This is a genomic window from Micromonospora sp. U21 (genome assembly GCF_018070045.1).
Classification (GTDB): Bacteria; Actinomycetota; Actinomycetes; order Mycobacteriales; family Micromonosporaceae; genus Micromonospora.
Genome location: NZ_JAGPYK010000012.1, coordinates 95,151 through 115,502 on the forward strand (window position 1 = coordinate 95,151; position 20,352 = coordinate 115,502).

At 72.2% G+C, this 20,352-nt stretch carries 15 protein-coding genes and 2 pseudogenes; 10 read left to right on the top strand and 7 right to left on the bottom strand.

What is annotated here, in order from left to right:
• Window positions 1-8 precede the first annotated feature (8 nt).
• Window positions 9-266, bottom strand: a complete 258-nt coding sequence (locus KBX63_RS17855; RefSeq protein WP_089019468.1) for a hypothetical protein — start codon at window positions 264-266, stop codon at window positions 9-11.
• 27 nt (window positions 267-293) lie between these two features.
• On the opposite strand from KBX63_RS17855, the gene KBX63_RS17860 reads away from it, so the two are divergent.
• From KBX63_RS17860 to KBX63_RS17870, 3 genes are all read left to right on the top strand, one after another.
• Window positions 294-635, top strand: a complete 342-nt coding sequence (locus KBX63_RS17860; RefSeq protein ID WP_074313566.1) for an antibiotic biosynthesis monooxygenase — start codon at window positions 294-296, stop codon at window positions 633-635.
• 24 nt (window positions 636-659) lie between these two features.
• Complete coding sequence (locus KBX63_RS17865) at window positions 660-1,139, top strand: hypothetical protein (RefSeq protein ID WP_210912357.1); 480 nt, start codon at window positions 660-662, stop codon at window positions 1,137-1,139.
• Window positions 1,140-1,255: 116 nt separating this feature from the next.
• On the top strand, window positions 1,256-2,635 hold the full coding sequence (locus tag KBX63_RS17870) for a glycine--tRNA ligase (protein ID WP_210912358.1): 1,380 nt from the start codon (window positions 1,256-1,258) through the stop codon (window positions 2,633-2,635).
• A gap of 88 nt (window positions 2,636-2,723) precedes the next feature.
• On the opposite strand, the gene KBX63_RS17875 is transcribed toward KBX63_RS17870, so the two are convergent.
• The gene (locus KBX63_RS17875) at window positions 2,724-3,704 is read right to left on the bottom strand and encodes a type IV toxin-antitoxin system AbiEi family antitoxin domain-containing protein (RefSeq protein WP_210912359.1); all 981 of its coding nucleotides are present in this window, start codon (window positions 3,702-3,704) and stop codon (window positions 2,724-2,726) included.
• A 179-nt stretch (window positions 3,705-3,883) separates the two neighbouring features.
• Between KBX63_RS17875 and dusB the strand changes: the two genes are divergently transcribed.
• The gene (gene dusB, locus KBX63_RS17880; RefSeq protein WP_210912360.1) at window positions 3,884-5,056 is read left to right on the top strand and encodes a tRNA dihydrouridine synthase DusB; all 1,173 of its coding nucleotides are present in this window, start codon (window positions 3,884-3,886) and stop codon (window positions 5,054-5,056) included.
• Between the two features lie 62 nt (window positions 5,057-5,118).
• Here the strand turns inward: dusB and KBX63_RS17885 are convergent, their stop codons facing one another.
• Window positions 5,119-5,775: a C39 family peptidase gene (locus KBX63_RS17885; RefSeq protein ID WP_210912361.1), complete on the bottom strand. Its 657-nt coding sequence runs from the start codon at window positions 5,773-5,775 to the stop codon at window positions 5,119-5,121.
• A 493-nt stretch (window positions 5,776-6,268) separates the two neighbouring features.
• Window positions 6,269-8,009, bottom strand: a pseudogene (locus tag KBX63_RS17890) (family 20 glycosylhydrolase); the annotation flags it as partial.
• Window positions 8,010-8,269: 260 nt separating this feature from the next.
• Here KBX63_RS17890 and ppdK point away from each other — a divergent pair.
• A pseudogene (gene ppdK, locus KBX63_RS17895) lies at window positions 8,270-10,975 on the top strand (pyruvate, phosphate dikinase); the annotation flags it as partial.
• A 12-nt stretch (window positions 10,976-10,987) separates the two neighbouring features.
• Here the strand turns inward: ppdK and KBX63_RS17900 are convergent.
• Window positions 10,988-11,476 carry a roadblock/LC7 domain-containing protein gene (locus KBX63_RS17900; protein ID WP_247662616.1) on the bottom strand — a complete coding sequence of 163 codons (489 nt, stop codon included), beginning with the start codon at window positions 11,474-11,476 and terminating at the stop codon, window positions 10,988-10,990.
• Window positions 11,477-11,740: 264 nt separating this feature from the next.
• On the opposite strand from KBX63_RS17900, the gene KBX63_RS17905 reads away from it, so the two are divergent.
• The 5 genes from KBX63_RS17905 to KBX63_RS17925 all read left to right on the top strand — a co-directional run bounded on the left by KBX63_RS17905 (window position 11,741) and on the right by KBX63_RS17925 (window position 16,960).
• Window positions 11,741-12,094: a VOC family protein gene (locus KBX63_RS17905; RefSeq protein ID WP_210912363.1), complete on the top strand. Its 354-nt coding sequence runs from the start codon at window positions 11,741-11,743 to the stop codon at window positions 12,092-12,094.
• A gap of 124 nt (window positions 12,095-12,218) precedes the next feature.
• On the top strand, window positions 12,219-13,484 hold the full coding sequence (locus KBX63_RS17910; RefSeq protein WP_210912364.1) for a deoxyguanosinetriphosphate triphosphohydrolase: 1,266 nt from the start codon (window positions 12,219-12,221) through the stop codon (window positions 13,482-13,484).
• 15 nt (window positions 13,485-13,499) lie between these two features.
• Entirely contained in the window at window positions 13,500-14,330 is an 831-nt protein-coding gene (locus KBX63_RS17915; RefSeq protein WP_210912365.1) for a siderophore-interacting protein, read from the top strand.
• Between the two features lie 191 nt (window positions 14,331-14,521).
• Complete coding sequence (gene dnaG, locus KBX63_RS17920) at window positions 14,522-16,417, top strand: DNA primase (RefSeq protein WP_210912366.1); 1,896 nt, start codon at window positions 14,522-14,524, stop codon at window positions 16,415-16,417.
• The gene (locus KBX63_RS17925; protein WP_210912367.1) at window positions 16,418-16,960 is read left to right on the top strand and encodes a hypothetical protein; all 543 of its coding nucleotides are present in this window, start codon (window positions 16,418-16,420) and stop codon (window positions 16,958-16,960) included.
• 76 nt (window positions 16,961-17,036) lie between these two features.
• Here the strand turns inward: KBX63_RS17925 and KBX63_RS17930 are convergent, their stop codons facing one another.
• Both KBX63_RS17930 and KBX63_RS17935 read right to left on the bottom strand, forming a co-directional pair.
• A complete protein-coding gene (locus tag KBX63_RS17930) occupies window positions 17,037-18,056 on the bottom strand; it encodes a TAXI family TRAP transporter solute-binding subunit (protein ID WP_210912368.1) in 1,020 nt (339 codons plus the stop codon).
• Window positions 18,053-20,341, bottom strand: a complete 2,289-nt coding sequence (locus KBX63_RS17935) for a TRAP transporter fused permease subunit (RefSeq protein WP_210912369.1) — start codon at window positions 20,339-20,341, stop codon at window positions 18,053-18,055. The genes KBX63_RS17930 and KBX63_RS17935 overlap by 4 nt, the downstream gene beginning before the upstream one ends.
• Between the last annotated feature and the right edge of the window lie 11 nt (window positions 20,342-20,352).

Sequence of the window (20,352 nt, forward strand, 5' to 3'; positions counted from 1 at the left end):
ATTGCATGTCAGAGCAGCTTCGCCAGGCCCACCGTCACCAGCAGGGTCAGCATCAGCAGCCGGATCAGCCGGGTCTGCGGGGCCTGAACCGGCCAGGTGGTGGCCAACAGGGCGATCAGGCCCGCGGCGAGCGCCAGTGTCAGCAGCCCGCCGATCACCCCGGGCGTGAAGAACGCGACCAGCACCACCACCAGGGTGAGCAGGAACACCGACGTCGGGTTCGCCCCGGCCAACCGAGCCAGCAGAGGGCGCTGCGTACGCTGCATCCCACAGACTCTACGAGGAGGAACCCGGTGCTGGTGACCAACCGGTTCGTGGTCGATGTCGATGTCGCCGACGACTTCACCGAACGGGCGCACGCCGCCCTCACCGCGCTGGCCGCCCGCCCCGGCTACCTGCGCGGTCAACTGGTCCGGGCGCTGGACGACCCCCGCCACTGGTCCCTGGTCACCGAGTGGGAGTCGGTCGGCACGTACCGGCGGGCGCTGGGCGCCTTCGAGGTCAAGGTGAGCGCCGTGCCGTTGCTCGCCGAGTCGGTGGACGAGCCGTCCGCGTACGAGGCGCTCGCCACCGCCGCGCCCGGCGGGGCCGTCGTGGTCGCCGAGAGTGATCGGGCTGCGGGTCCTTACCGCTGAGCCGCCGGACACTACGCTGCTCCTATGACCGCACCCGCCCCGCCGCCCGGTCCCGGGGTGGCGCCGCCGTTCGCCGCGCCGCCCACCGAGGGCCGCCGGACCCGGCTCTGGATCGGCCTCGGCGTCGGCGCGCTCGCCGTGCTGCTCTGCTGTGGTGGAGGCGGCGCGGCCGTGGTCGGCCTGGCCGTCACCGGCGTGCAGGCGATCCGGGAACAGGGCCGCACGGTGACCAGCGACTACTACCAGGCGCTGGTCGAGCGGAACTACGGACGGGCCTACGACCAGCTCTGCGACGACGCGCAGCGGCGCGAGTCGCGCCCCGAGTTCGAGCGGCGGGCGGCCGCCGAGCCGCAGGTCGCCGCGTTCCGGGTCGGTGACGTGGACACCACCAGCCTGACCGTGCCGGTCGACGTGACGCTCGACGGCGGCGACCGGGAGCAGCAGCAGGTCAGCCTGGGCCAGGACGGCCAGACCGGCGGCATGGAGGTCTGCGGGGTGAGCTGAGCCGCGCCCCCGGTATTCTGCTGGGCCCGGGGCGACAGTGGTCGTACCGTTGTCCCGAACTGACCGATCCATCCACATCTCGCCCCCGCCGACCGCCAGCCGGCGTAGGAGGAAACATGCCAGCCGACCGTATCGACGCCGTCGTCAGCCTCGCCAAGCGCCGAGGCTTCGTCTTCCCCTCCAGCGAGATCTACGGAGGCACCCGATCGGCGTGGGACTACGGCCCGCTCGGTGTGGAGCTCAAGGAGAACGTCCGCCGGCAGTGGTGGAAGACCATGGTCCAGCAGCGCGACGACGTGGTCGGCCTCGACTCCGCGGTGATCCTGGCCCGCAAGGTGTGGGAGGCGTCCGGTCACATCGCCGAGTTCGTCGACCCGCTCACCGAGTGCCAGTTCTGCCACAAGCGGTTCCGGGCGGACCACCTCGAAGAGGCGTACGCCGAGAAGCACGGTAAGCCGTTGACCTCGCTCGCCGAGCTCAACTGCCCCAACTGCGGCAACAAGGGCACCTTCACCGAGCCGAAGATGTTCAACGGCCTGATGAAGACCTACCTGGGCCCGGTGGAGAGCGACGAAGGGCTGCACTACCTGCGCCCGGAGACCGCGCAGGGCATCTTCGTCAACTACAAGAACGTCGAGACGGTCGCCCGCAAGAAGCCGCCGTTCGGCATCGCGCAGACCGGCAAGTCGTTCCGCAACGAGATCACCCCGGGCAACTTCATCTTCCGTACGCGGGAGTTCGAGCAGATGGAGATGGAGTTCTTCGTCGAGCCGGGCACCGACGAGCAGTGGCACGACTACTGGCTCCAGGAGCGCTGGAACTGGTACCTCGACCTCGGCCTGTCGGCGGACAACCTGCGGCTCTACGAGCACCCCAAGGAGAAGCTGTCGCACTACTCGAAGCGGACGGTGGACATCGAGTACCGCTTCCAGTTCGGCGGCAGCGAGTTCGCCGAGCTGGAGGGTGTCGCCAACCGCACCGACTTCGACCTCTCCACGCACAGCAAGCACTCCGGCGTCGACCTGTCGTACTTCGACCAGAGCAAGGGTGAGCGCTGGATGCCGTACGTCATCGAGCCGGCCGCGGGTCTGACCCGCGCGGTGCTCGCCTTCCTCCTGGAGGCGTACGACGAGGACGAGGCGCCGAACACCAAGGGCGGCGTGGACAAGCGCACCGTGATGCGGTTCGACCCGCGACTGGCCCCGGTCAAGGTGGCGGTGCTGCCGCTGTCCCGCAACGAGGCGCTGTCACCGAAGGCGAAGGACCTCGCCGCGCTGCTGCGCAAGCGCTGGGTGGTGGAGTTCGACGACTCGCAGGCGATTGGCCGCCGCTACCGCCGGCAGGACGAGATCGGCACCCCGTTCTGCGTCACGGTGGACTTCGACACGCTGGACGACAACGCCGTGACGGTTCGTAACCGGGACACCATGGCCCAGGAGCGGGTCTCCCTGGACCAGGTCGAGCGCTACCTGATCGAGCGCCTCCCCGGCTGCTGACGTGTAAGGAAGGGCCCTTCTTAACGCCTCCGGTAGAGGAGGGGCCCCTTCTTAACACCACACACCCGAGCGGCGAGCACGTACGCGATCACGGGTGCGGAGCCGGCGGGGGCGAGTCGGACGGGTCGACCCGTACCAGGAGGGTGGCGCCGAGCCCCCGCCGCGACTCGTACGCGTCCTCGACGGTCCGCCGGATCCGGTCCGGGTGATGCCGGAGCTGCGCCGGTGTGACGTGCAGGACCATGACGCCGTGCCGGCTCAACTCGTTGTGCCGATCCAACGTTCGTGCCCAGTCGCTCGGACTGAAGTGGTACTCCTGCGAGTCGACCTCCAGCGCCACCGCCGAGTCGGTGAGATACCCGTCCGGCGTCGGCAGCGCCACCCCGTCCGCGCTGCGTAGGCGCGGATTCCACCGGATCTCCGGCAGCACCGGGCTGCCCGCCAGGCACTCCCGCAGCTCCGCCTCCGGCGCCGATCGGGTCCCGGCAACCACCTCCGCGTACGCCATCCTGATCAGTGCCGTGCGACTGCGCCGCGCCCGGCGGATCTCCTCGTCCAGCGCGGCGAGGTCGGTGAACCCGCGCTGCACGGACTCGGCGACGATGGCCCGCACCGGACGCGGTTGCCGCAGGTCGCGGGCCGCGTCCACCACCGCCCGGGCCGGCGAGCACACCGGGTAGATCGCGGCCGATCGGGCCCGGGCGTCCAGGCTCAGGGCACGCCGGACCAGGGCAAACCCGGCCGAACGGCGCCGCGCGTGGTGCGGCACCACCAGGTGTACGTCGGTGCTGCGCGGAATCTGCCGGAAGCCGTACCAGGTCAGCGCCGCCAGGCCGGTGAGCTGGGCCTGCGGTCCGGCGTAGAGCGCTGCGGAGATCCGTCGTTGCTCGTCGGTCAGCACCCCGGTGACCAGGGCGTACGTCGCTGGCAGGACGCGTTGCCACAGGCCGCGCCGGGCCTGGCGGTACAGGTACATGTCGTCGTAGCCGGCCTCCAGCAGTTGGGCGCGGGTGGCGATGTGCTGCTGGCGTTCGACCACCGCAGCCAGCTCGGGTGGATGTTCGCGCATGGGCCGCAGCATGGCCAGCGGAGTGGGGCTTTGTCCCGCCCGGCCCGTCCCCGCTGTGGATATCCCGCCCGTTGTGGAGAACCGTTTCGACGCCCAGCTCATGTGATATGCGTCGTGTTAACAGGGGGCCCTTCCTATGCACGAGGCGTTAAGCAGGGGCCCTTCCTTACACTTGGCCGGTGACTGCCTCGACCGTTCCTGTGCTGCGCCCGTTGACCCTCGGGCGGTATCAGGTGTGGCCGCCGGTCGTGCTCGCGCCGATGGCCGGGATCACGAACGTCGGGTTCCGGCGGCTCTGCCGGGAGCAGGGCGGCGGCATCTACGTCTGCGAGATGATCACCACTCGGGCGCTGGTCGAGCGGAACCCGAAGACGCTGCGCATGATCGCGTTCGGCGCGGACGAGCAGCCGCGGAGCCTCCAGCTCTACGGCACCGATCCGGAGATCACCGCCGCCGCGGTACGGATCGTGGTCGAGCGCGACCTGGCCGATCACATCGACCTCAACTTCGGTTGCCCGGTGCCCAAGGTGACCCGCCGGGGTGGCGGCGCGGCGTTGCCGTGGCGGCGCCGCCTCTTCGCCCGGCTGGTGAAGGCCGCGGTGGACGCCGCGGCACCGTCCGGGGTGCCGGTCACCGTGAAGATGCGCAAGGGCATCGACGACGACCACCTGACGTACGTCGAGGCCGGGCTCGCCGTCCAGGACGCCGGGGTCGCCGCGGTGGCCCTGCACGGGCGGACGGCCGGGCAGCGCTACTCGGGCACCGCCGACTGGGACGCGATCGCCACCTTGAAGCGGGCTCTCGACGTGCCGGTGCTCGGCAACGGCGACATCTGGGAGGCCGACGACGCGCTACGGATGGTCGCACACACCGGGGTCGACGGCGTGGTCATCGGGCGTGGCTGCCTGGGCCGGCCGTGGCTCTTCGCCGACCTGGAGGCCGCCTTCAACGGTCGCCCGGAGCGGCGGCTGCCCACCCTCGGCGAGGTGGCGGTGACCATGCGCCGGCACGCTGAGCTGCTGGTCGACCAGTTCGTCGCGGGGGCGCGCAACCCGGCCCGGGGTGAGCGGGACGGGTGCACCGACTTCCGCAAGCACGTCGCCTGGTATCTCAAGGGCTTTCCGGTCGGCGGCGAGCTGCGCCGTTCGCTGGCGATGATCGAGAGTCTGGCCCAGCTCGACGACCTGCTCGGCAAGCTCGACCCGACGGAGCCGTTCCCGGTGGCCGCCCTCGGCCAGCCGCGCGGCCGGACGAACTCCCCGGGCAAGGTCTTCCTGCCCGACGGTTGGCTCGCGAGCCGGGACGACGACGTCGTCCCCGAGGACGCGGAGCTGGACGACTCGGGTGGCTGATCCGGACGACGACGAAAGGGCCGCCCCCTGGTGGGGCCGGCCCTTCGCGTTGTGTCGCCGGGTCAGGAGGCCGAGTAACCGCGGGTGGCGATCCAGTCGGCCAGGTTGTCCACGCTGATCCAGTACGAGGCCATGTTCGGGTCGGCGGAGTCGGCGATCTTCACCGTCTCGCCGCCGTCGCGGTAGCCCACGACGCTGATGTAGTGGCCACCCTCGAAGGAGTGGACGGCGCCATCCACGTCGGTGGTGGTGCCGGCGATGTTCGCGACCACAGCGCGGCCCTCGTCCACGGTGTGCACGATGTCGGCGCGCAGCTTGTCGGTCTGCTTGTCATCAGCGCTGGAGCTGCTGATCTCGACGCTGCGGTACGCGTTCTTGCCGGTCTCCTTGTTCAGCACCGGGGTGATGTCGTTGATCGAGTCGGTGCCGGCCTCGGTGGTGCCCATCTCCTTGGCCATGGCGTCCACGTCGATGTTCTTGCCCTGCACGGACAGGGCGTTACGCGTGGCGGCCGGGCCGCAGTAGTAGAAGTTGGGCTGGGCCTCGTAGCGGACGTTCAGCTCGCGGTCGCCGTGGCCCTTGCGGTCGGTCTGGGTCTGGGTGACCGGCTTGGCGTCCGACGCGGCGTAGGCGAGGGTGATGGGGCCGGCGATGGCACCGCCGGCGAACGCGAGCCCGGCGGCGGTCAGAGCGGTCTTGCGGATCAGATCGGTACGCATGATGGCGTGCTCCTCTGGTCGGGGGTGCGTGCGGCACACAAGGGGGCGTGCGCCGCACGGGGAAGTTCGAAGGGGATCTGCCCTGCGGCTCGGGGGCCTGCTCGGGTGTCCGGGGGGTGTAACCGTGGCGGCCTGGTGGGTGTTCCCGCCGGCTGCCGCACCGGCCCGGGGCCGCGGTGGTCTGCCATGTGTAACGACGCGGGCCGGGCCCCGATTCCACGGTGCGGGTGGCCCCGGCCACGGGACGCGCGGTGGCAAACGGGACGGGACGCCCACGTGTCGCAGGCCGACGAACCCGTTCCGCGCACCCACCCCGCGACCACCCGGCGGTGTCGCGGGGCGCACCTTCAACGACGTCGCCTCGACGAGGCTCGAGGCCGCACCCCGGTCCCCCGTGCCGCACCCCGGTCTCCCGTGCAGGGCAGCGGACGGGAGAGCGGACGGCGGGGCGGTCAGGGCGTGCCGGTGAGTGGGACGGGGTCGGTCTCCGGGCCGGTCTGGGTCGGGAGGTGCGGGCGGTTCGGCTGGGTGGCCCCGGTGCGCTCGGCGGCCCAGGGGACCTCGGGCGCGCGGTGGAAGGTGATTCCGGCGGCGGCCCAGCGCGCGCCGTGCCCGGCCAGCCGGTCGCGGAACCCGACCCAGTCGTGCGTCGCCCGGGCCGACCAACCCAGCTCGGCGATGGCGGGCAGCCGGGGCATCAGCATGAACTCGATCTCGGCCAGCGAGGTGACCGATTCGGTCCAGAGCGGCGCCTCCACACCGAGCACCGCCGTGTCGGGCACGCCCGTCACGTGTGACCCGGGATCCCAGTCGTACGCCCGGCGCACGTCGATGAGGCCGGCCCAGTCCTGCCCGACCGGGGTGTCCGGGTCGTACTTCATGTCCAGATAGGCGTGGTTGCCGGGGGAGAGGATCAGCCGGGCGCCCCGGCGTACGGCGTCGAGGGTGGCCGGGTCTTCGCCGTTCGTGCCCCACCACTGGAGGACTCGCCCGTCGAGGTGCGCGGCCGGCGCGAGCTGGTGCCAGCCGACCACGGTCTTGCCGGTGTCGGCGACGATCCGCTGCGTCCGCTCGATGAAACCGGTGTAGACCTCGCCCTTGACCTTGAACGCCTCATCGCCGCCGATGTGCAGCCACGGCCCGGGGGTGAGCGCGGCCACCTCACCCAAGACGTCGGCGATGAAGTCGTACGTCCGCTCGTCGGTGGGGTCGACGTAGCTGAAGCCGACCTCGGTGCCGGTGTACGGCGGTGGCGCGACCTTGTCCGGCGCCAGCTCGGGGTACGCGACCAGCGCCGAGTTGGTGTGCCCGGGGAGGTCGATCTCCGGGACGACGGTGACGTGGCGGGCGGCGGCGTAGGAGACGATCCGCTGGTAGTCGGCCTTCGTGTAGTGCCCGCTGGGGCCACCGCCGACCTCGGTCGCCCCGCCGACGGTGGTCAACCTCGGCCAGGAGTCGACGGCGATCCGCCAGCCCTGGTCGTCGGTCAGGTGCAGGTGCAGGTGGTTGAGCTTGTAGCGGGCCAGGTGGTCGACGACGCGCAGCACGTCCTCGACGGCGAAGAAGTGCCGTGCCACATCGAGCATCGCGCCCCGGTACGGGAACCGGGGCGCGTCGGTGATGGTCCCGCCGGGCAGCGCCCACCTTTCGGTGACCGGGACCGGGCTCTCGATGGCCGGTGGTAGCAGCTGGCGCAGGGTCTGCGCGCCGTGGAAGAGGCCGCTGCTGGTGACCGCGGTGATGGTGACGCCGTCGCGGGTCACGGCGAGCCGGTATCCCTCCGTGCCCAGGCTGTCGTCGTCGTCCAGCACGAGCGCGATGCCACCGGCCGATGCCGGTCGGGTGGTGTCGGTGACCGGCAGCGGGTAACCGGTGGCCGGTCGCAGCAGCTCGGCGAGTTGCGCGGCGACCGTCAGCGCGGCGGGGTCGGCACTGGCCACGATGACGGCGTCGGGCGGCAGCAGCCAGTCCTCGGCCGGGTCCGGCTCGACCTGCTGCGGGGCGGGCACGACGTCGGCCAGCCGGACCGGGGCCGGCGGGGCGAGCAGCTCGGCGGCGGCCTGTTCGGCCGACCGGGCCAGGGTGGCCGCGTCCGGCTCGGGTGCCGACAGCGGCAGCGAGCCGGTGGCACCGGACCCGCCGGGGGTGGCGGTGGGTCCGGGGGAGGGGATGGTCGACACGGCGGCGGCTCCGGGGGGTGTATTCGCGTCGGTTATGGCAAAAGTGAGGTTCACCGGCTGGTGTTGCCGTCAAGGGTACGGCGACAGGCCGGGATGCGTGATCGTGCGCATGGAAGCGTTCCCAAAAACCGGTACGAACACGGATAGTCGTGGTAGCTGTGCCTATTGTCACCGAACGGTCCCAGGTCACTCGATGTTCGCTTAACCTTCGCCCACCGATCGGCGTCGACCCCGGGATTACCGGTGGTCCGTCCCGGGGTATGAGGAAACTGAACCTTCGTTAAGTGTCAATCCGGCGCGCGTGGGAGGCTCTGGTGGCAGCGCAAGAGACCGTCGATCACAAATACGTCTACGACTTCACCGAGGGCAACAAGGACCTCAAGGACCTGCTCGGCGGCAAGGGCGCCAACCTCGCCGAGATGACCAACCTCGGTCTGCCCGTTCCGCCCGGCTTCACCATCACCACCGAGGCCTGCCAGGCGTACCTGGCGACCGGCCGGGAGCCGGACGGGCTCGCCGGCCAGATCGAGGCGCACCTGGAGTCGCTGGAGCGCGCGATGGGCAAGCGCCTCGGTGACCCGCAGGACCCGCTGCTGGTCTCCGTCCGCTCCGGTGCCAAGTTCTCCATGCCCGGCATGATGGAGACCGTCCTCAACGTCGGCCTCAACGACCAGAGCGTGGTCGGGCTCTCCGCGCAGGCCGGGCGGAACGACCGCTTCGCCTGGGACTCCTACCGGCGTCTCATCCAGATGTTCGGCAAGACCGTCTGCGAGGTGCCGGGCGAGGAGTTCGAGCACGCCCTCGACGACGTCAAGCGTGCCAAGGGCACCCACAACGACCTGGACCTGGACGCCGACGACCTGCGCGGGCTGGTCGACGCGTACAAGAAGATCTTCCTCAAGCACACGGGTCGGGAGTTCCCGCAGCAGCCGCGCGAACAGCTCGACCTGGCCATCCGCGCGGTCTTCGAGTCGTGGAACGCCGAGCGCGCGGTGCTCTACCGCCGCCAGGAGCGGATCCCGGCCGACCTCGGCACCGCGGTCAACGTGGTGACCATGGTCTTCGGCAACCTCGGCCCCGATTCCGGTACCGGTGTCGCGTTCACCCGCGACCCGGCCAGCGGCGCCCAGGGCATCTACGGCGACTACCTGGCCAACGCCCAGGGCGAGGACGTGGTCGCCGGCATCCGCAACACGGTGCCGTTGCAGCAGCTGGAGCAGTTGGACAAGACGTCCTACGACCAGCTTCTCTCCTTCATGGCCCGGCTGGAGGAGCACTACCGGGACCTCTGCGACATCGAGTTCACCATCGAGCGCGGCAAGCTGTGGATGTTGCAGACCCGGGTCGGCAAGCGCACCGCCGCCGCCGCGTTCGTCATCGCCGGGCAGCTCGTCGACGAGGGCCTGATCGACCTGGACGAGGCGCTGCACCGGGTCAACGGCGCGCAGTTGGCCCAGCTGATGTTTCCCCGCTTCCAGCTCGACCACGAGTTCCAGCCGGTCGCCAAGGGCATCGGCGCCTCGCCGGGCGCGGCGTCGGGCAAGGTGGTCTTCACCTCCGCCCGGGCCGTCGAGCTGGCGGCCGAGGGCGAGTCGGTGATCCTGGTCCGCCGGGAGACCAACCCGGACGACCTGAACGGCATGATCGCCGCCAAGGGCATTCTCACCTCGCGCGGAGGCAAGACCAGCCACGCCGCCGTGGTGGCCCGGGGGATGGGCAAGACCTGCGTGTCCGGCGCCGACGAGATCGACGTGAACGTGCCGGCCAGACGGTTCACCGTAGGCGGTGAGACGGTCGCCGAGAACGACGTGATCTCCATCGACGGCACCACCGGCAAGGTCTACCTGGGCGAGGTGCCGGTCATGCCGTCGGAGGTGGTGCAGTACTTCGAGGGCAGTCTCGACCCGGAGCACATCGACAACGCGCTGGTCCGGGCCGTACACCGGATCATGACGCACGCCGACGGCAAGCGGCGGCTCGCGGTCCGCACGAACGCCGACACCGGCGCGGACGCCGCCCGTGCCCGGCGCTTCGGCGCCGAGGGCATCGGGCTGTGCCGCACCGAGCACATGTTCCTCGGCGAACGGCGCGAGCTGGTCGAGCGGCTGATCCTGGCCCGAGCCGAGGGCGAGCGGGAGGCGGCGCTGGCGGCGCTGCTGCCGTTGCAGCGGGCCGACTTCGAGGAGATCTTCCGCGAGATGGACGGCCTGCCGGTCACCGTCCGGCTGATCGACCCACCGCTGCACGAGTTCCTGCCTCCGCTGGAGCAGCTCGCGGTGAACGTGGCAGTCGCCCAGGAGCGCGGCGAGGACGTGGCCAAGGAGGAGGCGCTGCTCGCCGCCGTCCGGCGGATGCACGAGGAGAACCCGATGCTCGGGCTGCGGGGCGTCCGCCTCGGCCTGGTCATCCCCGGCCTGTTCGCGATGCAGGTCCGGGCCATCGCCGAGGCGGCCGTCACCTGCGCGCGCAGTGGGCGGGTCGCCAAGCCGGAGATCATGGTGCCGCTGGTCGGTGCTGTGCAGGAGCTGGAGACGGTCCGTGCCGAGGCCGAAAAGATCATCGCCGAGGTGGTCGGGGACAGCGGGGTCGAGGTGCTGATCGGCACCATGATCGAGGTGCCCCGGGCGGCGCTGACCGCCGGTCAGATCGCCGAGGCGGCCGAGTTCTTCTCCTTCGGCACCAACGACCTCACCCAGATGGGTTGGGGGTTCTCCCGCGACGACGTGGAGGGCGCGTTCTTCTGGCGCTACCTGGAGCTGGGCATCTTCGGCATCTCGCCGTTCGAGTCGATCGACCGCGACGGCGTCGGCCGGCTGGTGCGGATCGCCGCCGAGGAGGGCCGGGCCGCCCGGCCCGGGCTGAAGCTCGGTGTCTGCGGTGAGCACGGCGGCGACCCCGACTCGGTGCACTTCTTCCACGAGGTCGGCCTGGACTACGTCTCCTGCTCGCCGTTCCGGGTGCCCGTGGCCCGGCTGGAGGCCGGCCGGGCGGTGGTGGAGACCGGCGGCTCGGACAGCCGCCGGCGCAGGCGGTCAGATCGGCGGGCGACGCCAGGTGGGCCGCGCCGCGCGGCGCAGCTGCGCCGGCAGGGTGGCCATCGGCGTACGCACGGCAAGCGGGGCGTGCGCGTCCGGCACGGCCGAGGCAGGTGCCCTGCCGCCCCGGTTGTCCAGGACCGAGCCGGCCCGGCGGGCCACCGCCCGGGCCTCCTCGTGCAGCCCCTCCAGCGCGTCCGCCGTCGCGACGGTGACCAGGGTCAGCAGGCCCGTGCGCCCGGCCGGGTAGGTGACCACGCAGCCGGCGGTGGTGCGCACCACCGACTCCCGGAAGTCGCCCCGCCGGACCGTGTCGGCCACCCGATGACCCAGACCGAAGCTCGCCGCGGCGAGTGCGGCGAGGTGGGTGGCATCGGTGCTGGGCAGGTCGCTGGAGATGAGCAGCCCGTCGGTGCCGGCCAGCACGATCCCCGCGATGTCGGGGCGGCGCCTACGCAACCCGCGTAGCTCCGTGCCGACCACCATGTCTGCGTCCACGAGCGTCTCTCCCTACCGGTCGGGCCCCTGAGTGCGATCGGTTGGTCACGTTCCGCGCTGGGAACGCTACCGGTGGCCACCTCCGCCCGCGAGCCCGTAACCCTCGGCGATCGGCTGACAACTCCCGGCCAGTCGGCGGTTGTGGACCTTCCGGCGAGGCGTCGCGGGCAGGCCGGGCGGCTCCGGCGGGCGTAATCTTGGCTGGCTCGTACACCGCCGATTGCGCACGCCGTCGAGGGAAAGGGTGACTGCATGAGCAGCGTCTGGGAGAGCCTGACCGTCGACGCCCGCGATCCGGCCCGACTGGCCCGCTGGTGGGCTGAGGCGCTCGGCTACCAGCTCATCACCGAGAAGCCGGACGAGGTGGAGATCCGCCAGTCCGCCGATCGGCTCCCCGGCCTGGTCTTCGTGCCGGTGGCCGAGGGCAAGGAGCGGAAGAACCGGCTGCACCTCGACCTACGGCCCGCCGACCAGGAGGCCGAGGTCGAGCGGCTGGTCGACATGGGTGCCCGGCACGTCGACATCGACCAGGGCGACGTGGAGTGGACGGTGCTGGCCGACCCGGAGGGCAACGAGTTCTGCGTGCTTCGCGAGCGCGAGGAGTGAGCCGGGTTTGCGAGCCCCGCAGTCGCGAGCAAGGGGCAGCTCTGCGAGCGCGAGGAGTGAGCCGGGTTTGCGAGCCCCGCAGTCGCGAGCAAGGGGCAGCTCTGCGAGCGCGAGGAGTGACCGGTTGACCGCACCGTCCGCCGCGGCGGATGCCCGGCTGGTCGAGGAGGCCCCCAAGGACACCGGCCACCGCCGGTCACCGTACGAGCGCGACCGCGCCCGGGTGCTGCACTCCGCGGCGTTCCGGCGGCTGGCCACCAAGACGCAGGTGCACACCGCCGGCACCGACGACTTCCTGCGCACCCGGCTGACCCACTCGCTGGAGGTCGCCCAGATCGCCCGGGAAATGGGCGCCCGGCTGGGCTGCGACCCTGACGTGGTGGACGTCGCCGGGCTCGCCCACGACCTCGGGCACCCGCCGTTCGGGCACAACGGCGAGGCGGCGCTGGACCTGCTCGCCACGCCCTGCGGCGGCTTCGAGGGCAACGCGCAGACGCTGCGGGTGCTGACCCGGCTGGAGGCGAAGGTGCTCGCCCCGGACGGCTCGTCCGCCGGGCTGAACCTGACCCGCGCGTCGCTCGACGCCATCGGCAAGTACCCCTGGCCGCGCCGGCCCGGCCAGCGGAAGTTCGGGGTGTACGCCGACGACGTGCCGGTCTTCGACTGGATCCGGGCCGGCGCGCCCGGCGACCGGCGTTGCCTGGAGGCGCAGGTGATGGACTGGGCCGACGACGTCGCGTACTCGGTGCACGACGTGGAGGACGGCATCCACGGCGGGTACGTGTCGCTGCGCCCGCTGCTCGCCGACGCCGACGAGCGGGCCGCCCTCTGCGCCGACGTGGCGGCCACCTACTCCGGGGAGTCCCCGGCCGACCTGGCCGAGGTGCTGGTCGAGCTGCTGGCGGACCCGCTGCTGGCCCCGCTCGCCGGGTACGACGGCAGCCACCGTGCGCAGGCCGCGTTGAAGTCCACCACCAGCGGACTGACCGGTCGGTTCGTCTCCGCGGCGGTGGCCGCCACCGAGGAGCGGTTCGGCCCCGGCCCGCACCGCCGCTACGCGGCCGACCTGGTGGTGCCGCGCCTGGTCCGGGCCCACTGCGCCCTGCTCAAGGGCATCGCGCTGCGCTACGTGATGCGTCGCCCCGGCTTCCGGGGCCGCTACGAGCGGCAGCGGACGATGCTGGCCGAGCTGGTGGCCGCGCTGGTCCGGCGGGCGCCGGACGGGCTCGATCCGGTCTTCGCCCCGCTGTGGCGGACCGCGCCGGACGACGCCGCCCGGCTGCGGGTCGTGATCGACCAGGTCGCCTCGCTCACCGACCCGGCGGCGGTGACCTGGCACACCCGTCTGGTCGGCGGCAACGCACCGCCGACGGGGGACGGCAAAGATTAGGCTAGCCTAAGTGGCATGACGGAACGCCCCAGGAACGTCACCTCGGTCCGGGTGCTGCGCACCGAGCGGCCCACACCGCACCTCATCCGGCTCGTCCTCGGCGGGGACGGGCTGGCCGCCCTGCCGGTGGGCGAGTTCACCGACCATTACATCAAGGTGGTGTTCCCGCCGCCCGGCGTCGCGTACCCGGAGCCGCTGGACCTCGCCGCGATCCGCCGGGACCTGCCCCGGGAGCAGTGGCCCCGGCTGCGGGCGTACACCGTGCGGCGCTGGGACCCGCTCGCCGAGGAGTTGACCGTCGACGTGGTGCACCACGGTGACGAGGGGCTGGCCGGGCCGTGGGCCGCCGCGCTGCGTCCGGGCGATCCGGTGCACTTCGTCGGCCCGGGTGGGGCGTACGCCCCGAGCCCGGACGCGGACTGGCACCTGCTGGTCGGCGACGAGAGCGCGCTGCCGGCGATCGGCGCCGCCCTGGAACGGCTGCCGCTGGGCGCACCGGCCCACGTCTTCGTGGAGATCGCCGACCCGGCGGAGGAGCAGAAACTGCTCAGCCCGGGCGCGGTCCAGCTCACCTGGCTGCACCGCGGCGAGCGCCCGGTGGGCGCCGCGCTGGTGGATGCGGTACGGGAGCTGGAGTTCCCGCCGGGACAGGTGCACGCCTTCGTCCACGGCGAGGCGACCTTCGTCCGGGAGCTGCGCCGGCTGCTGCGCGCCGAGCGTGGGGTGCCCGCCGACCGGCTCTCCATCTCCGGCTACTGGCGGCGCGGCATGGACGATGAGGGCTGGCGCTCGACCAAGGCCGACTGGAACCGGCAGGTGGCTGCCGAGGAGGCCCCGGCCGCCTGAGCACGGTCAGCCACCGGACCGGCGGTCGCACTCCTCGCGGACCGCGGTGAGTCGCCGGTTGAGCAGCACGGCGTACCCGACGATCGCCGCGGCGATCAGGAACAGCCGGCAGCGGCCGCCGCCACACCGGCGTCCCCCGGCCGGCGCGTCGTCGGTGCGGCAGGGCAGGATGTACGGCGAGGGGGTGACGCATGGCTGGGCGGATCCGGGACGAGGACATCGCACTGGTCCGGGAACGCACCTCGATCGGGGATGTGATCTCCGAGACGGTCACCCTGAAGTCCGCCGGCGGCGGCAATCTCAAGGGCCTGTGCCCGTTCCACGACGAGAAGAGCGCGTCGTTCAACGTCTCCCCGGCCCGCAACGTCTGGTACTGCTTCGGCTGCGGGGCCGGCGGCGACGCGATCAAGTTCCTGATGGACGCCGAGCACCTCAGCTTCGTCGAGTCCGTCGAGCGGCTGGCTGGCCGCGCCGGCATCCAGCTGCGCTACGTGGAGGACGACAAGGGCACCCCGCGCCCCCGCCCGCAGCAGGGCCAGCGCCAGCGCCTGGTGGCCGCGCACGCCGCCGCGGTCGAGTTCTACCGGGCGCAGCTCAGCACCGCCGGCGCCCGGCCGGCGCGGGAGTTCCTGGCCCAGCGCGGTTTCGACCGGGCCGCCGCCGAGCGCTACGGCTGCGGCTTCGCGCCGGAGGGCTGGGACCTGCTCACCAAACACCTTCGCCAACAGGGTTTCAGCCACCAGGAGCTGGTCACCGCCGGATTGTCCAGGGAGTCCCGCTCCGGCACCCTGATCGACCGGTTCCGCCGCCGGCTGCTCTGGCCGATCCGCGACCTCGCCGGTGACGTGATCGGCTTCGGCGCGCGCAAGCTCTTCGATGACGACGACGGCCCGAAGTACCTGAACACCCCCGAGACGCCGATCTACAAGAAGTCGCACGTGCTCTACGGCATCGACCAGGCCAAGCGGGAGATCGCCAAGCAGGGTCGGGCGGTGATCGTCGAGGGTTACACCGACGTGATGGCCTGCCACCTGGCCGGCGTGACCACGGCGGTGGCGACCTGCGGCACCGCGTTCGGCGCGGACCACATCGGGGTGCTGCGCCGGCTCCTGCTGGACACCGACTCGGTGGCCGGGGAGATCATCTTCACCTTCGACGGCGATGCCGCCGGGCAGAAGGCGGCGCTGCGCGCCTTCTCCGACGACCAACGGTTCGTGGGCCGGACGTTCATCGCGGTCAGCCCGGACAACATGGACCCGTGCGACCTGCGGCTGGCCAAGGGCGACCTGGCGGTCCGCGACCTGGTTGCCCGGCGCGAGCCGCTGGTCGACTTCGCGCTGCGGCACGTGATCAGCCGGTACGACCTGGACACCGTCGACGGCCGGGTCGAGGCGATGCGAAGGGCCGCGCCACTGGTCGCGCAGCTCAAGGACCGGGAGAAGCGCCCGGAGTACGTCCGCAAACTCGCCATGGACCTCGGCATGGAGATCGAGCCGGTGCAGCGGGCGGTGCTCGCCGCCGCGTCCGCCCCGCCGCCCGCCGCCCGGGACGCCGCATCCCCGGCCCGCCCCGTCCCGGCCCGCCCCGTCCCGGCCCGCTCCGAGCCGGCGGTGGACAGCCCGCAGTCGATGGTCGAGCGGGAGGCGTTGAAGCTCGCCCTCCAGCAGCCGGTGCTGGCCGGGCCGATGTTCGACGCGGTCGAGGCCACCGAATACCGCCACCCGGTGCACGTCGCGGTGCGAACGGCCATCGCGGCGGCCGGTGGTGCCGCGTCGGCGACCGGCGGCGCGGTCTGGATCGAGTCGGTCCGCGACGCCTGCGAGGACCTGGCGGCCGCGGCGCTGGTCGGTGAGTTGGCCGTCGAACCACTGCGGATCGACGGCGAACCGGACCCGCGCTACGTGTCGATCACCATGGCCCGGGTGCAGTTCGGGTCGGTGACCGCCCGGGTCCGGGACCTCAAGTCACGCATCCAGCGGATCAACCCGGTCAACAACAAGGACGAGTACTTCGCCGCGTTCGGTGAGCTGCTGTCCCTGGAGCAGCACGCCCGGGCGCTGCGCGAGCAGGCTGCGGGAGGCCTCTAGATGGGACTGTTCAGCCGCAAGCCGAAGCTGCCGCCGGCCGATCGGCCGCCGCTGACCGCCGACGAGCGGGTGCTGGCCTGGGCGGCGGCGGGCAACGGCGAGGGCGACGGGGTGGTGGTGGCCAGCAACCTCGGGTTGTGGCTGCCCGGCCGGGGGCACCGGCTCGGCTGGCACGCCATCCTCAAGGCGGTCTGGTCCGGCCGGGAGCTGACCGTGACGCCCGCCGAGACCCTCGCCGAACGCGACGGCTACACGGTGGTCGTCGACGGCCCGGCCGAGACCTACCTGCTGCTCGACCCGGGTGAGCTGCCGCACCAGGTGCGGGCCCGGGTGACCCGCTCGGTCGCGTACACGGAGCACCATCCGGTGCCCGGCGGCGCGGCCCGGGTCGCGGCCCGGCGGGTGGCCGGGGTGGACGGTCTGACCTGGACCGTCCGCCTCGACCCCGGCACCGCGCCGGACAACGAGGACCTGATCGCCGAGACCGACCGCCTGGTCACCACCGCCCGCGCCGCCACCGCACCGTCGAGCACGTTGATCTAGGGCATATCGTCGTGAGTGGATCTCCATTGGCGACGATATGCCCTAGATCAACGGGGCGGGGCGGGGCGGGGCGGGGTTAGGGTGCGTTTAGGTCCTCCAGCGCCTTGGCGGCACCGCGGTGCAGCGGGACCGGCTCGGTCTTGCGGGCGTTCTCCAGGGAGATGCCCTTGGCCGCCGGGTTCGCCTGGGCCAGGGCGTCCCGCTTGTCGAACACCGTCCGGGTGATCGCGCAGGCGACGTTGGCGTCCAGGTCCTTGCGGACCAGCAGCACGTTCGGCACGACGATCGTCGGGGTGTCCGCCGCCGTCCGGTACGCGTCCCGGCCGATCGTCCCGGCCTGGTAGGCGGGGCTCAACTCGTTCATCTTCGGCAGCAGGGGCGCGATGTCGATGAACTTCACCGTGTCGCCGGCGGTGGTGAACAGGTCGGTCAGGCCGCCGGTGGGCAGGCCACCGGACCAGAAGAAGCCGTCGATGCTGCCGTCCTTGATGCCCTCGACCGTCTTGGTCAGGTCGAGGCGCTGCGCCCGGATGTCCTTGGCCGGATCGAGGCCAGCGGCCTCCAGCAGCCGGTTGGCGATCACCTCCGTGCCGGACTTCGGCGAGCCGGTGGAGATCCGCTTGCCCCGCATGTCGGCCACCGAGCCGATCTGAGCGTCGTTGCGGACCACGACCTGGGTGTAGTTGTCGTAGATGCGCGCGAGCGCCTCGACCGGCTGCGGCACGGTGAAGCTGCCCTTGCCCTGCACCGCGTTGACCGCCGTGTCGAAGAGGGAGAACGCCACATCGTACTGGCCGCTGACCAGCTGCTCGACGTTCTGCACCGAGGCGCCGGTCTCCGCGGCGGTGCCGGTGAGCTTGCCACCGGTCGCCCCGGACAGCTGCCCGGCCAGGGCGTTGCCGACCACGTAGTAGACGCCGGTCGCGTTTCCGGTGGCGATGCCCACCCGGGTCTCCTGGCTCACCGCACAGGTGACCTCACTGGCCGCGTCGTCCTTGGCCGCGCCGCCCTGCTGGCCCCCGCAACCCGCCGCGCCGACCGCGACGAGAGCCACCACACTCAGGCCCGCAACGAGCCGTACGTCGATTCGTCTCACAGTTTCTCCTCCCGGAGGTTGGCTGGTGATCCGGCTCGCGGCCCGCCGGTCCGACCGGCGGCACCGCGTCGTACGAGCACGCCCGCCACCGCGACGGCGGCCAGCGTGGCGCCGACCGTGACCGGCACGGGTTCGAGCCAGAGCAGGGTGACGCCGGCGAATGCGCCGAGCACGCGTTCCGGGGCGCCGGCGGGGCCGACGCCGGGCAGCCAACCACCGGCGGCGACGGCGAGCACGGCCACGCTGAGCGCGGTGACCACACAGGCGAAGGCGATCCGCTGCGCGCCGCCGATGCCGAGCAGCCCGAGCCCGGTCGGCGTGATCACGAAGGCGATCGGGGTCAGGTAGGCCGGCAGGGCGTACCGCAGGGTCTGCCACATGGTCGGCACCAGCCGGCCGCCGGTGACCGCCGCGGCGGCCACCGCGGCGAGCGCGGTCGGTGGGGACACCTCGGACAGGACCGCGAAGTAGAAGACGAACATCGCCGCCGCCGGCGCCGTCACGCCCAGGTCGAGCAGCGCCGGACCGACGATCACCCAGCCGATCACGAACGAGGCGGTGACCGGCACGGCCAGGCCCAGCAGGCTCAGTGCGACGGCCGCGAGCAGCGCGGTGAGCACCAGCACGAGGGTCGGGTCCGAGGTGACCGCCTCAGCCCCGCCGATCAGCAGCGCCGCCGCCTGCGGCCCGAGGCCGGTCTTCGTGGTGGTGGCCGTGATGATGCCGGCGGCGGCGCAGACGGCGGTCACCGCCAGCACCCCGCGTACGCCGGTGACGAGCGCGGCCCCCAGCCGGGCCGGGGTGAGCCGGTGCGCCCGGTCCAGGAAGGAGAGCGCGACCGCCAGGACGGTCGCGAAGACGACCGCCCTCGTCGCGGACACGCCGACGGCGAGAAGCACGACGATGGCGATCAGCGAGGCGAAGTGGTAGCCGAACCGGGCCAGCAGGCGCCACGGCGAGCTGACGTCGATCACCACGGGGCGTACGCCGGAGCGCCGGGCGTCGATCTCCACGGCGAGCAGGATGCCGAGGTAGTAGAGCACGGTCGGCACGGTGGCCCAGCCCAGCACCTGGAGATACGAGACGCCGAGGTACTCGGCGATGATGAACGCCGCCGCTCCCAGGGTCGGCGGGGAGAGGATCGCGCCCACACCCGCCGCGGCGAGCATGCCGCCGGCCCGCTCCGGGGGATAGCCGGCGCGGCGCAGCAACGGCCAGGTGACCGCGCCGATGCTCACCGTCGTCGCGGCGCCGGACCCGGAGACGGTGCCAAGTAGGAAGCCGGAGGCCACCGCCGTCCGCCCGGCGGCGGTGCGCGAGCGGCGGAACGCCGCCGCGGACAGGTCGACGAAGAACCGCCCGGCTCCGGAGAGCTCCAGCACCGCGCCGTAGATGGTGAACAGCACGATGTACGAGGCGGCCACATCCAGCGGTGTGCCGTAGAAGCCGCTGTCCGAGTTGTAGAACGCGTCGATCAGTTGGCTGAAGTCGAGCCCCGCGTGGGCGACCGGCCAGGCCTGCGGCAGCAGCCCGCCGTAGTAGCCGTAGCCGAGGAACAGCAGGCAGACCGCGGGCAGGATCCACCCGGTGGTCCGGCGGCACGCCTCCAGCAGCAGGAGCAACAGGACGGTGCCCATCACCAGGTCCATCGGCGCGAGCAGGCCCTGCCGGTCGAGGAACGCGTTGTAGCCGCCGCCGCCCGTACCGATCGAGATCGGCAGCACGGGATAGAGACAGCCGGCCACCGCGAGGGCGACCAGGGCCCAGTCCGTTGCGGTGGGTCGCACCGGTGCCGGACGTGGCAGGCCCGGCCCGACCGGTCGGTCGGTGCCGCCGGTGCGGCGCAGCCGGGCCCGCAGCCGGGCTGCCAGCCGCAGGTCGGCCGGGTAGACCAGAAAGACCAGCGGCAGTACGCCCGCCAGGAAGAAGATCAGGTAGTACTTGCTGCCCTGCGCCAGCGGGCGGAACACCTGCCATAGGGCGAGCCCGCCGACCGCCAGCGTCGCCGCGGTGAGCAGCAGACCGGCCGGCCCGGACAACACCCGCCCCGGCTTCTCGTCCTCGAACTGGGCGGCCAGGTCCCGCGTCGCCCGTTCGGCGTCGACGCGGGCGTCGTCGTCGGCCTGCCCCGCCTGCTCGGCGCTGCCGGCCGGGCCGGGCGCGCCGGCCTCGGCCGCTCTTGGTCGGGGTGGTGCGCCGCCGTCGCCCGGTGCGGGCTCGTCGGCGGGGGAGTTGGCCGGCTGTGCGGGTGGCGGCGAACCGTCGGGCGAACGGGTGGGCGACACGAGGGGACGAT